The sequence below is a fragment of the Epilithonimonas sp. genome (genome assembly GCF_056329745.1).
This window is the reverse complement of the sequence record NZ_JBWEYV010000003.1, coordinates 160587-173747: the sequence shown is the minus strand read 5'-3', so window position 1 is coordinate 173747 and position 13161 is coordinate 160587. Positions and strand designations below refer to the sequence as shown.

At 39.3% G+C, this 13161-nt stretch carries 11 protein-coding genes; 2 read left to right on the top strand and 9 right to left on the bottom strand.

The window, feature by feature from the left end:
• Positions 1–160 precede the first annotated feature (160 nt).
• Both AC00Y6_RS03865 and AC00Y6_RS03860 read left to right on the top strand, forming a co-directional pair.
• Positions 161–676 carry an SHOCT domain-containing protein gene (locus tag AC00Y6_RS03865; protein ID WP_474489298.1) on the top strand — a complete coding sequence of 172 codons (516 nt, stop codon included), beginning with the start codon at positions 161–163 and terminating at the stop codon, positions 674–676.
• On the top strand, positions 673–1209 hold the full coding sequence (locus AC00Y6_RS03860) for a hypothetical protein (protein WP_474489297.1): 537 nt from the start codon (positions 673–675) through the stop codon (positions 1207–1209). Before AC00Y6_RS03865 ends, AC00Y6_RS03860 begins: the two co-directional genes overlap by 4 nt.
• 446 nt (positions 1210–1655) lie before the next feature.
• Here AC00Y6_RS03860 and acs read toward each other — a convergent pair whose 3' ends face one another.
• The 9 genes from acs to AC00Y6_RS03815 all read right to left on the bottom strand — a co-directional run bounded on the left by acs (position 1656) and on the right by AC00Y6_RS03815 (position 13020).
• The gene (acs, locus tag AC00Y6_RS03855) at positions 1656–3584 is read right to left on the bottom strand and encodes an acetate--CoA ligase (RefSeq protein ID WP_474489368.1); all 1929 of its coding nucleotides are present in this window, start codon (positions 3582–3584) and stop codon (positions 1656–1658) included.
• A 328-nt stretch (positions 3585–3912) separates the two neighbouring features.
• Positions 3913–5808: an AMP-binding protein gene (locus AC00Y6_RS03850; RefSeq protein WP_474489296.1), complete on the bottom strand. Its 1896-nt coding sequence runs from the start codon at positions 5806–5808 to the stop codon at positions 3913–3915.
• A 34-nt stretch (positions 5809–5842) separates the two neighbouring features.
• Positions 5843–6205: a response regulator transcription factor gene (locus AC00Y6_RS03845; protein ID WP_474489295.1), complete on the bottom strand. Its 363-nt coding sequence runs from the start codon at positions 6203–6205 to the stop codon at positions 5843–5845.
• Complete coding sequence (locus AC00Y6_RS03840) at positions 6202–8859, bottom strand: ATP-binding protein (RefSeq protein WP_474489294.1); 2658 nt, start codon at positions 8857–8859, stop codon at positions 6202–6204. Before AC00Y6_RS03840 ends, AC00Y6_RS03845 begins: the two co-directional genes overlap by 4 nt.
• A complete protein-coding gene (locus AC00Y6_RS03835; protein ID WP_474489293.1) occupies positions 8852–9046 on the bottom strand; it encodes a hypothetical protein in 195 nt (64 codons plus the stop codon). Before AC00Y6_RS03835 ends, AC00Y6_RS03840 begins: the two co-directional genes overlap by 8 nt.
• A 154-nt stretch (positions 9047–9200) precedes the next feature.
• On the bottom strand, positions 9201–9428 hold the full coding sequence (locus tag AC00Y6_RS03830; RefSeq protein ID WP_474489292.1) for a DUF6814 family protein: 228 nt from the start codon (positions 9426–9428) through the stop codon (positions 9201–9203).
• A gap of 106 nt (positions 9429–9534) precedes the next feature.
• A complete protein-coding gene (locus AC00Y6_RS03825) occupies positions 9535–11115 on the bottom strand; it encodes an MFS transporter (protein WP_474489291.1) in 1581 nt (526 codons plus the stop codon).
• A gap of 26 nt (positions 11116–11141) precedes the next feature.
• Complete coding sequence (locus AC00Y6_RS03820; protein WP_474489290.1) at positions 11142–12458, bottom strand: DcaP family trimeric outer membrane transporter; 1317 nt, start codon at positions 12456–12458, stop codon at positions 11142–11144.
• Between the two features lie 145 nt (positions 12459–12603).
• Positions 12604–13020, bottom strand: a complete 417-nt coding sequence (locus AC00Y6_RS03815) for a transposase (protein WP_474489289.1) — start codon at positions 13018–13020, stop codon at positions 12604–12606.
• Positions 13021–13161 lie beyond the last annotated feature (141 nt).

The window sequence follows — 13161 nt, the reverse complement described above, 5'->3', positions numbered from 1 at the left end:
TTGGAATTGATTGTTGGATCAACTGATTTTGGACGTGGAACCCAAGTTCTGAATTTGCTCACAACGTACTTGTATCTTTAAATACTGTAAAAATGTTATAGTACGTCAGGAAAATAGAAACTCTTATAGCAGACGATATTTATTAAAAACAATAATAACCATGAAAGTAAATTTTACAAACGATCAGACCGAGGAGCAAAAAGACCAGTTAAACATCACAACCGCAACAGGTGAAAATGGTATTTTAAAAGTTAATGATAACACTATTGAAATCATTAGAAAAGGTTTAACAGCTAAACTTATTGGATTAAGAGGTACAAAGGAAATTATGATCAAAGATATTACCTCAATACAATTAAAAGAGCCTGGATTTATAACCAATGGTTTTATACAATTTGCTTTTCCCGGAAGTCAGGAGAGTAAAGCTGGAACTTTTGATGCCGCTAAAGACGAAAACAGTATAATTTTCACAAAGAAGCAAAAAGCTAAATTTCTTCAATTGCGCGATCTGATAAATGATAAAAGAAAAAATTTAAATAATAATGCAAATAGCATTCAGTTAAAATCCATATCAATTAATTATGATGATTTGGAAAAGTTAGCGGATTTGAAAAATAAGGGTATAATTACTGAAGAAGAATTTCAACTAAAAAAGAATCAAATATTAGGATTATGAAAAAACTAATTTACTTTTTCGCCTTACTTTGCTCTGTAATTATATTCGGGCAGTCTGATAATTTTTACAATCCTGAAAAATCTGTCAAATGGGAGAGGATAACATACACTCAATTAAATTTTGATCAATTACTAAGTGAGGTGAAAAACTCCGGAAGATTCTATGATATTGAACAAACTGACAATAAAATAATCGCAAGGTTTAAGGATCTAATTCCAAAATATAGGGAAGCTGGATTTACTCTTTTGGGGACAAATGCTTATTTGACAAGTGGTGTGTTGGCCGGGAGTGTCGTTATCGACTTCAAAGAGGGTAAATATAGATTTACTGTAAATAATGTCAAAATTAGACATAAAGTGACAACTTTGAATTATTCGATGGTGGATCAAACAACCGGATTAGAAGATGTTGCTTTAAATCGAAATGGTGATTTTAGAAAAGGGTTTTTTAATAAAGATTCAAAAATTTTCGATTACACTTTTACTCAATTCACAACATTTAAACAAGCCGAAAAACCCTCCGATAATTGGTAATTCTTACACTATTATCCCACCAACAAACCCGTTAATTAACACAAACCACCTACGACAGACACTTTACAAGTTTTTTTTAACTACCATGGAAGCTAGTTTACGGGTAACTGTTTAGAGGGTTAGAATCACTTTTTATCTGAAAAAATGTATTAATTACAGACTTTAAAAATACTTAATAAACCTAAAGAAACTAAAAATAGAAACCCAATGATATATCCTTAGAAAATAAATATGTTTACAACTTTCTCCTAGAATTGGCTCGGGATCTAAAGCAAATGGTAATGGAAAGTATTAATATTTACAATACAAAAGGCCACATCTTAGTCTGAAGATGAAAACACAGGAAGCAATGCATAAAAAATCCGGAAAAATGAAATCTTCCGGATTGGTATTTTAACTTATAAATTGTAATCTTATTTAGGACTGCCTCATTGCTTAAGAAATTTTTAGATTCTCTGGTTTTTTATTTCATCTACAACTTCAGGATTAAGAAGGGTAGAGGTATCACCAAAATTGGAGAAGTCACCTTCTGCAATTTTTCTGAGTATCCTACGCATAATTTTCCCCGACCTTGTTTTTGGAAGCCCGGATACAAATTGTATTTTATCCAGTTTTGCAATGGGCCCTATTTGTTCGGATATCAGTTGATTAATCTCTTTGGCCAAGTTCTCTCTGTTTCTTTCTTCGCCGGATTCTTTCAGGATCACAAAACCATAAAGTGCGTTACCTTTGATATCGTGTGGATAGCCAACAATGGCAGATTCTGCTACTGCCGGGTGTTCATTGATGCTGTCTTCTATAGGTGCGGTTCCCAGGTTGTGGCCGGATACAATTACCACGTCATCTACACGACCAGTGATTCTGTAATAGCCTACTTCATCTCTAAGCGCGCCGTCACCGGTAAAATATTTTCCCGGAAAAGCAGAGAAATAAGTTTCCTTGTACCGCTGATGGTCGCCCCAGATAGTTCTCGCAATTCCTGGCCAAGGGAATCGGATACACAGGTTTCCTGTTACCTGATTGCCGGAGATCTCATTACGCTTATCGTCCATCAGCACAGGCTGAATGCCAGGCAACGGCAAAGTGGCGTAAGTCGGTTTTGTAGGGGTTACAAATGGGATTGGAGAGATTAAGATTCCACCGGTTTCGGTTTGCCACCAGGTATCCACAATCGGGCATCTTTTGTGTCCAACATTATCGTTATACCAATGCCAAGCCTCGTCATTAATAGGTTCACCTACAGAACCGATTACTTTTAGCGATTCCAGGTCGTGTTTCTGTACCCATTCTATATTTTCTTTGGCTAGGGATCGGATGGCTGTTGGTGCAGTATAAAATTGGGTCACCTTATGTTTCTCAATCACTTCCCAGAACCTGCCTGCATCAGGGAAAGTAGGGATACCTTCAAAAATAACAGTGGTAGCGCCATTCAATAACGGGCCATAAAGGATATACGAGTGCCCTGTAATCCAGCCAATATCGGCCGTACACCAATAGATGTCATTCTCTTTGTAATTGAAAACATTCTTAAAAGTATAAGCCGTATACACCATATATCCCGCGCAGGTATGTAGCATCCCTTTTGGTTTTCCTGTAGATCCCGATGTGTAGAGAATAAACAATGGATCTTCTGCATCCATAATGACAGATACAAAATCGGCTGAAGCTTTGTCATAGAAATCGGACATCCAGTGGTCACGTGGTTCTTTCATTTTCACATCATTGTGTGTTCTTTTTACCACAAGCACATTTTCTACGCATTCGCATTTTTCAAGGGCTTCATCCACAATGCTCTTCAGGTCAAGAACTTTGTTTCCCCTGTAACTTCCGTCTGAGGTAATGACCATTTTTGCGCCGCAATCATTCACCCTAGATGCCACCGCAGAGGCAGAAAACCCAGCAAATATCACCGAATGTACCGCTCCTAATTTTGCACAAGCCAGCATCGTTACCGCCAGTTCCGGGATCATTGGCAGGTAGATGCACACGCGGTCGCCTTTTTGGATTCCCAGTTCGCGCAGGACGTTTGCTGTTTTGTTCACGCGTTCATAGAGCTCGTTATAGGAGATATGCTGCGCTTCTTCTTTGGGATCGTTTGGTTCCCAGATGATGGCCGTTTTATCACCCCGTACAGACAAGTGCCTGTCCAGACAGTTTTTGGTAATATTCAATTTTGCATTTTTAAACCATTTGATCTGGGCTTCATTCATATCATAATCCACCACTTTGGACCATCGCTGGTACCACACAAAGTTTTCGTCGGCAATCTTGTCCCAAAACTTTTTCGGGTTTTTGATTGATTTCTTATATTCCTTAAAATAGTCCTGCAAATTCTGAATGTGATAGTTTCTCATATATTTTGTTTTATAATTTATTGATTTAAAATTAGAAGCACGATGTTTATGTTATCGTACACTTTTGCAACCCGCTTTCCGCACTCGCTTCCCAATCTCCGCCGCATTTTTCCACTGCCTATTGGGAGAGCTCAGACAATTGCTGCAATCGGGGCTAGGTTCAGGCTTTGTATTTCTTTTCCTTTTTTATTAATGTTTTCATTTGTGAAAATATAATTCTTTAGCTAAGGGCTTACAGAGGCTCATTCTGGTACTTTTATTATTTTTGCCTAACAAGCGTTTAATATTAGCGATGTCAGGCTGAGCCTGTCTAACCTTAACTATTCATCAATATCTAAAATTCCGAAAATTATTTGGCACTGCTTCTATAATTTTCGATTTTATTTTGGATTTCTTCAACAATTATTTCATCATCTATCGTCGATGGGATTTGGAAATCTTTCCCGTCCAGCATGGTACGGATAAGCTTCCTCAAGATTTTTCCGGATCGCGTTTTTGGCAGGCGTTTCACAACCATTACATTTTTGAGGCAGGCAACAGCCCCAATTTTTTCCCGTACACTTTGCACAATTTGTTGTTCCAGATCTATTTCAGAGATGTCGGTACCACTTTTCAGGACGGCACAGGCAAACGGGATTTGGCCTTTCAGACTGTCTTCTATCCCTACAACAGCGCATTCTGCAACGTGTGAGTTGGAAGAAACCACTTCCTCCATTTCCGAAGTTGATAACCGGTGACCCGCCACATTGATGACATCATCCACACGACCGGTGATGAAGATGTAGCCGTCTTCGTCCATAATAGCGCCATCTCCAGAGAAATAATACCCCCCAAACTGTGAAAGATATCCACTTTTGAACCTTGGGAAATCTTTCCAGATGCCTAGCATTGCACCGGGTGCCAATGGTAATTTGATCACCAAATATCCTTCGTGGTGCGGTGCAAGTTCGTATCCGTTTTCATCAAAAATTTTAATGTCATAACCCGGAACTGGTTTTCCTGCCGAGGCTCTTTTGATGTGGTAATCATTATTTCCGGTGAGTAATCCCAGCATTGGCGATCCGGATTCGGTTTGCCACCAGTGGTCTATGGCAGGCAATCCAATATGCTGCTCAAACCAGTCGAGGGTTGCCACATCGCAGCGTTCGCCCGCCAGAAACTGCTTTTTGAAATTCGATAAGTCATATTTTTTAACCAATTCGCCATTCGGATCTTCTTTTTTAATAGCCCGGATGGCAGTTGGTGCCGTGAACATCGCTGTAACCTTATATTCGGAAATAATTCTCCAATAGGTTCCGGCATCGGGTGTCATGATGGGTTTGCCTTCAAAGATAATGGTCGTGTTCCTGTTAATCAAAGGTCCATAAACCGAATAACTGTGTCCAACAGCCCAGCCAAAATCCGAAGCGGCCCAGAAGGTTTCCCCTTTGTCAATGCCATAATGGTATTTCATAGAAAATTGAAGTGCCGTAGCATAACCGCCGGTATCTCTCACAATTCCTTTCGGTTTCCCTGTTGTGCCGGATGTGTAAAGCAAATACAGCGGATGTGTGGATTTTACAGGAATGTAGTCTGCGGGTTCTGCATGGTTCACGATTTCTTCGTAATCAATAATGCCTTCGAACATCTCGTGTTGGTTATCTACCAATCGCCTATTGTAAACAATGATGTGATCTACTTTGTCTTGGGCTAGCTCAATGGCTTTTTCTACCAGTGGGAGATAGGGAATTCTTTTGGAGATTTCTACGCCTGCGGTGGCTGTTATTAATACTTTTGGTTTGCAATTGTCTATTCTTACGACCAATTCGTGAGGTGCAAATCCTCCAAAAACGACATTATGAATCACGCCAATTCTCGCACACGCCAGCATAGCGAACAAAGTCTGCGGGATCATCGGCATATAGATGACGGCGGTGTCGCCTTTTTCCAAACCCAAGGATTTTAATGCACCGGCAAGTCGCGAAACTTCATTTTTTAATTGATTAAAAGTGAAAGTCTGTTTTTGCTTTGTCACCGGAGAGTCGTAGATGACGGCAGTCTGATCGCCAAAACCATCTTCGATATGTTTATCGATGCACAGGTAACTCATATTCAGTTCGCCGTCTGCAAACCATTGGTTGTAGTTGTTCTCATCGGGAGAGGTGATGGTTTTTGGAAACTTGAACCAGCTGATTTCCCGTGCCTGCTTTTCCCAAAAGGATTCTTTATCTTGGATGCTGTCGTTGAATAATTGGTCAGAATTCATAGCTTTCTAAGTTTATCTTCGTTTTTTTATCTTTTTACGCCAACATTTCTTCGATCTGCTGAATCAGTTTTTTGATAGAGTAGGGTTTTGTGACATAAGCATCAGCTCCCAAATTCAAGCCTTTTTCAATATCCTTTGGATTGGTTTTAGCACTCAGGAAAATCACTTTGGTCTGGTCTAATTCTTTCATCGTTTTTATTTCTCCTAGCGTGCTGTAACCGTCCAGGTTCGGCATCATAATATCGAGAAGGATAGCATCCGGCGTAATGGTTTTCAGCAATTCCAATACTTCGGTTCCGTCTCGGGCTATAAAAACCTCGTACCCCTGTTTGCGGAAGCTGTATTCCAGAGACATCAGTATCTTATGTTCATCATCAGCAATTAATATCTTTTTCATAGTATAATCTTTATTGTTACGCCCAAACCGCTGTTTTCTGCCAAAATTTTCCCCTGATGCGCTTCGATGATTTTTTTGCAGATCGATAATCCCAATCCGCTTCCCAAAGGTTTTCTGATGTTTTGGTTTTTCGATTGGTAAAATTTATCAAAAATCAAATCCAGGTCTTCTTCCGGAATCTGTTTTCCTGTATTGAACATCGAAATCACCAGTTGCCCATCTTTTTCCTGAAACTTGGTTTGTATCGTCCCTTGCTCATCGGTAAACTTCAGCGCATTGCCCAAAATATTTTGGAAAACCTGAATCATCCGCGCTTCATCGTACTCAAAGTTAGCATTGGACAGTAGATTAACCTCGCTCAGGTGGATGTTTTTTTGGTAAATCAGATGGCTGATTGGCTTTAAGGCTTTTTCGTAAGTTTCGGTAATATTGTTATTTTGGATGTTCAAAGCAATTTCGCCGTGTTCTAGCTTGTCTAGGTACAGGATATCATTGATAATCTCATTCAATCGGTCAGATTCTGTAATGATATTATTGAGGAACTCCCTCTTGATGTCCAAAGGCATATCGTCATCATCGGCCAAAATTTCCCCAGCAGAGCGGATGGCGGTTATTGGTGTCCTGAGTTCGTGCGCCACCGAATCCAAAAAGTCATCTTTTTGTTTGTCTTTGTAGATCAGGTTTTCGTTGGCAGAGCTTAGTTCGTCTGATAATTGCCGCAATTCCCGGCTTTGTTCCGTGAGTTTTTTGTTGAGGCTGATGTTTTCTTTGGATTCTTCTAGGATTTCCAAAACTTCTTTCAGTGAGATTTTATCTTCGTAAGTCACGCCTTCGATCAGGATTTTGGCAGATGCCGTCCCAATTCTTCCGGACAAAAGGTTTTCGGAAAATTTGATAAACCGCGCATCGGCAGACTCATTACGTGTATCGATATTATATTTCAGGTTAAAGATGCGCATCGCCTGCTCGGTTTTTTTCTCGCCAAGAAATTTCACCAAAATATTACGGATGTCTGCTACGTAGGCTTTTCCACGCCAGATAAAAGCATTCTCGTGATTTTGGATATACTGATCAATATCAACATATATTTCGGCAAAATTCCGTTCGCGGTAATCTCCTTTTTGGCTGACCGAAATGATTGTAAACAATGCCAAATTAACCAAAATTGACCAGAAGAAAACCTGCGAAATCCTATCCAGATAAGAAATGTTGAAAAAGCTGAACCAGTCATACAAATCCCTCAAAAATCCTTTGAACTCTTGATTGTATGAGAAATAATATTGCGGAATAATCAATCCAAAATAACAAATAACGAGCCCGGCAATCAGCCCGAAAACAGCACCTTTGTAACTGCCTCTTCTCCAAAATATCGCTCCGAAAAACGACGGCCCCAACTGGGAAATCACCACAAACGAAATGAGACCTACCGAATATAAACTGTTCTGTAAAATGAAAAATTTATAAAAAATGAAAGCCGTGACAATTAGGATAAAAATACTGACTTTACGGATGTTGGTGATGTTTTTTGTGTTTTTGGTTTCGTTGTCAGATTTCAGTTTATCCAGCCAGCTATAAGGGATAATGAGGTTGTTGGATAACATGATAGACAAGGTGATGCTGGAGATAATCACCATTGATATTGATGAACTCAACCCGCCCAAAAATACCAAAACTGTTATCAATTGATTGTTAAAATACTGCGGAATGAGGATCGAATAAAATTCGGGGTTTACTGCCTTTCCTTCAAAAATAATCCTGCCACCCCAGGCTATAGGGAAGACAAAAAAACTAAAAATCAACAGGTAAAGCGGGAAAAACCAAATGGCCGTTTTCAGATGTTTTTCCTGCCTGTTTTCAACAATTGTTGTGTGGAACTGCCTTGGCAACAGAAAAATTGCGGAAGCAGAAATAATACTCAGAACCATCCAGTTGATGCTGCCTTCCAAACCCGAAAAGGTATTTTTCTCTTTAAAATCAGCAAATTTACTGGCTTTCGCATAAATATCGGAAAATCCGTCGAAAGCAAAAAAAGTAACGAAGATTCCTAAAACGATTAAGAAAATCAGTTTGAGAAAACTTTCCAACGCTACGGCGGAGATAATGCCTAAACGTTTTTCTGACGCATCTACGTATCTTGTGCCATAATAGGACGAAAATAGCGCAAGAAGGACTACCACATAAGTGGCATTGTCAGAAAATATATTTTTGGAAACCGGTGTCTGCGTAACAAGGTGGAAGGTCTCAGAAATCGCCTTGATCTGAAGCCCGATGTACGGGATAATCCCAAAAATACAAACCAGCGTTATAATGGCACCAAATGATCTGCTGTTGCCATATCTTAATGATATAAAATCTGCTATGCTGCTGACTTTGTTGATTTTGGTAATGCGGATAATTTTGCGGTTGATGTAGATCCAAGCAGGGATGATGATCATTGGCCCAATGTAAATCGGGAGATAATCCAGCCCGTCATTCACGGCGACGCCAATGCTGCCGTAATATGTCCAGGCGGTGCAGTAAACAGCCAGCGACAATGCATAGATGTAGGGATTGTTGACCCAAATCTTGCTCTTCTTTTTTTCTGCGCGGTGGGCAATAATAAAAAGAAGGGCGAGATAGAGAATCACCACTATAAACAGGGACAGGCTATTCATCGTACTTTTTTATAATAAAAAATGACATCAGAACCGATAAAAACCACACGCCAAAAATGTAAATATAGATCACGGGAAAGCCAAACAGTTCTTTGGCGCTATTGAACAACAGGATAATGGGTGCGCTGAAGAGTATCATCAGCCCAAAACTTAGTAAAATCAGCTTTTGCTCGTGTCGTTTTTTCATAAATGATCAATCAAAATGATAAATGATTTGCGATCCGGGGTTTTATTTTATCGTTGCATAGATTTGCCGTCCGCCACTTTCTCCACTATTTTAAAAGATAATTGATGGATGACATTTCACCCACCAATTATCAGCTATCAATTGTAATTTAGTGTCACATATTTTCTTCGGAATAATCACCGCTCAAGGCGTAATACCCGAAAACGCCCAGTCCGCCAACCACTATCGGCAAGAGAACAAAAACGATGATAATCCCAAATACCAGATCTTCTTGCTTACCCGATGTCAGTTTCGGGATTCCCATTACGGTAAGCCCAAAATAAAGAACTACGAGTGCCAGTAATATCCAGATGATGCCTAATATTTTTTTTAGTCCGTCCATTTTTCTTTGTTTTTAAAATTAATAAAACGTGAATTAATTTGTAATATATTTTTTGTTTTTTATTGATGATGAGTAATCAGTTGTTAATTATCATCCATCAATGGTATTAATCGTGGATATTTTGGTTTTTGCGCTTAAGGTAAACCAATCCAATGATCAGACAGACGGCGGCAACACCAATGGGGTACCAGAGCCCTTCCAGATACCAGCCCGGATGCCCTGCTTCTTTCCCTGTCGTAACCAGATAAGTGGCCACAGCCGGCAATAGTCCTCCGAAAACACCATTACCAATATGATATGGCAAAGACATTGATGTGTAGCGGATTCTTACCGGGAACATCTCTACCAAAAATGCAGCTATCGGCCCATAAACCATCGTTACAAAAATCACCTGAATGAAGACTAAAAATACCAGATACCATCTTGTGTCATCACTGATTTTGACTGATTTTGATACTTTTGGTTCTTCTGCTTTACCGTCTTTCATAGCGATGCCGGCCGCTGACCAATGGACAACGCTGTCTTTTTTAATTAGAGTTCCATCTGTGTAAGCAATTTCTTTATGGAAAGTAATCAGGCTGTCTGTAGTAATTTCATCGTGTACTTTGGCGGTTTTAGTTTCTGTAATTCCGCCCGCTGCTACCACTTTGTTGCTTGTATCCACCGATTTGAACATGGCGTTGTAAATAGGTCTGTAAGCCAGGATGGCTACCAGCATCCCGGTCATCATGACGGCTTTTCTTCCAATCTTGTCAGAAAGCCATCCAAAGAATACGAAGAAGGGCGTTCCTAGGAAAAGGGCTAATGCCATTAGTGAATCGACCTGTGTAGACTCGATATTCATTACTTTTTGCATAAAACTCATCGCGTAAAATTGCCCTGTGTACCAGATCACACCTTGTCCCATGGCTGCCCCGAAAAGTGCAAGCAATACAAATTTAAAATTGAAACGGTTACCGAAGCTTTCTTTCAGTGGATTGGTAGATGTTTTACCTTCACTTTTAGCTTTCGCGAAAAGGGGAGATTCTTTCATATTTTTTCTGATGATATATGAAACACCTACCATCAAAATCGAAATCCAGAACGGGATTCTCCAGCCCCAACCATCAAATTCTTCTGCTGATAATGACGTCTTAGTAATCAGGATAACAATTAATGAAATGAAAAGTCCTGCCGTTGCGGTTGTCTGTATCCACGAGGTCCAGTAGCCGCGCCTTCCAGGTTGTGCATATTCTGCCACGTAGGTTGCTGCACCGCCATATTCACCTCCCAGGGCCAAACCTTGTAAAAGTCTAAGGATCAAAACTAAAACCGGTGCCATAAAACCAATCGTTTCATAACTTGGGATACAGCCGATAAGGAATGTTGAAAATCCCATAATGAGAAGCGTAACCAGAAAGGTGTATTTTCTTCCGATTAAGTCGCCCAGTCTCCCGAAAAACAATGCTCCGAAAGGCCTTACCACAAATCCCGCCGCAAAGGTGGCTAATGTAGATAGGAACGCCGCCGTTGGATTATCCGCAGGGAAAAATTTGGTAGCCAAAACAACGGCCAAACTGCCGAAGATGTAGAAATCATACCATTCGATAAGGGTTCCCAGGGAGGAAGCCATAATTACGCTCCAGATGGTGCGGTTTTTCTGCTTATCGCTCAGGTTTTCGTACTGTTCGTGATGTAGATCGCTCATATATTTATGTTTATTTGGTTAATTAATTAGAAAGAATACATAACTCTAACGAGTCCACGTAGATTGCCGACTGTTTTAAGATTGTTTTCAGCTTTGGCTTCGGGGTTTGTATCACCCCATTTGGCAGAAGTGTATTCTATTTCTGGAGTAATACTGAATTTATTTTTTTTGAAATCAACTCTGGCAGAAGTTCTCCAAACATGGTCAAGAATCCGGTTACCTGAGTTGCCTCTTATGTAAAGATTTTGAAAGCCAGAGTCAACACCACTATTTCTAGTGTAGCCAAAAAATATTCCCGGTGCAATTTTGGGGTTGGCACTTGCAAGATCTGCCCAGGCAGATGTTGTTTTGGTAGGCTTATAAGATTCTTGTCCATTGGGTTCTTTGTATCCTGCAAATCCACCTAACATGACAAAGTGATTGAGATTTCCTCCCGTTATTCCGTAAGCTTTTGCGATAATTTTATCATTGGAATAGAGAAAGTAAGCTAAGAAATTAGAAGAATTTACTTTTTCGGTAGAAGCGAGATTATTAGACTCGATAACAGGTTTCAAAGATTGATATTCTGCAGCTACCCCTACCATTATATTTTTCGTTTTGTATTGTAATCTTGCGTGTAATGACGGTATGCTGGAGTTGAAGGTTGCGCTGTTTGCCGATGCGCCGCTTGCAGAAGCAGTCTGGAACTCACGGTCTTTATAAGCAGCAGCGGTAAAAGAAAGTTCTTGTGTTAATTTTTGGGTTACTTTAACTTGGCCAGCCCATCCAAAAGGATTAAACAAGATGCCGGTGTTGAAGTTAGCAACGCCAGGATAAACCTCTGGTATAAATGCAGGATACCAGGTTTGTCCAAAGGTGACAACAGTTTTTCCCCAATCCAATGTTGCGAATGCATGTCTTAATCGCAATAAGCCAGTGCTGCCAGAGCCTGCGGATGTTTTGTTTAGCTCTGTATTACCAAAAAAATCGGCTTCTATTTGGCCACTTGCTTTAGCGCCCCAAACATCTGGTCCTTTAATCTTGGTTCCTAAGCGGGTGGTTAGGGAAAGGAAATTGCTTGCACCTGCACCGTTGATGTCTTTGCCATTGGCGTCTCTTTTTTCATCAAGTGGGTATAGATTGAGATTGTATTCCCTTACATAAGCAGATTGTCTAGAATCAAAAATATAATCTGTCCTAACCCAACCGTAGAAAGAAACATCCCATTCTTTAACCTTGTTTTTATCGGCCTCAAGAGCTTCAATTCTTTTAAGAAGTTCTTCCTTAGTCACCTCTTGTGCTTGAAGTTTATTTTGATGAAGAATCAAAAAAACTATTCCTAATGAATAAAAAATTTTCTTCATAAATTAATAATAATTTGGTGTTTATTTTGTGATTGCCAAATTGTTATTAATATTTTGTTTACGAAAATTTAATATATATTATTGCTAATGATATAGTTTTGTCTATAATTGATCAATTTTATTGATGAAATAATTTTGAAACCTCTTACTTCTTGAAACGTTCCCATTTAATCAACATATACTTATCAGCGAATTGTGTGATAATTAATCCAGAATTGTCCAAGTTACCTTCCTGAGAAATGTATTCAATTAATTCATTCTGTTTCAGGATTTTATAAACCGGATGAAAGTCTGAGTGTGGTGGCCTTACAATATTGTATTTTTTGATCCAGGCACTGATGGTAACGTGCGAAACGCCGATGATACGCTCGATTTCCCGATAGCTTAATCCTTCCAGATAGAGTTGAAGAGCCTTGGTTACGTAATAATCATCAATCTGTTTTCCCAGCTTTTTAACCGTGAAATAATAGTTGCAATTTTTGCAATAGAACCTTTGCTTATCATTAATGATACCGCTTTTTGATACTTGCGTATTGCTACATTTCGGACATTGGTTTTGCATAGCTATAGTATTTTAGCAAAGATATATTAATTTAGCAAAATTGGTTTTGTACTCAAAGATAATAATGTTGTTAAAATATAATTAACAGATAAAATTATCTGTAATATTTGGTTTATAAAGTAAAATAATTATACTTTTGCT

Coding starts and splice junctions, on each gene's coding strand:
- AC00Y6_RS03865 (WP_474489298.1), top strand. CDS start 161: ATGAAAGTAAATTTTACAAACGATCAGACCGAGGAGCAAAAAGACCAG.
- AC00Y6_RS03860 (WP_474489297.1), top strand. CDS start 673: ATGAAAAAACTAATTTACTTTTTCGCCTTACTTTGCTCTGTAATTATA.
- AC00Y6_RS03850 (WP_474489296.1), bottom strand. CDS start 5,808: ATGAATTCTGACCAATTATTCAACGACAGCATCCAAGATAAAGAATCC.
- AC00Y6_RS03845 (WP_474489295.1), bottom strand. CDS start 6,205: ATGAAAAAGATATTAATTGCTGATGATGAACATAAGATACTGATGTCT.
- AC00Y6_RS03840 (WP_474489294.1), bottom strand. CDS start 8,859: ATGAATAGCCTGTCCCTGTTTATAGTGGTGATTCTCTATCTCGCCCTT.
- AC00Y6_RS03835 (WP_474489293.1), bottom strand. CDS start 9,046: ATGAAAAAACGACACGAGCAAAAGCTGATTTTACTAAGTTTTGGGCTG.
- AC00Y6_RS03830 (WP_474489292.1), bottom strand. CDS start 9,428: ATGGACGGACTAAAAAAAATATTAGGCATCATCTGGATATTACTGGCA.
- AC00Y6_RS03825 (WP_474489291.1), bottom strand. CDS start 11,115: ATGAGCGATCTACATCACGAACAGTACGAAAACCTGAGCGATAAGCAG.
- AC00Y6_RS03820 (WP_474489290.1), bottom strand. CDS start 12,458: ATGAAGAAAATTTTTTATTCATTAGGAATAGTTTTTTTGATTCTTCAT.
- AC00Y6_RS03815 (WP_474489289.1), bottom strand. CDS start 13,020: ATGCAAAACCAATGTCCGAAATGTAGCAATACGCAAGTATCAAAAAGC.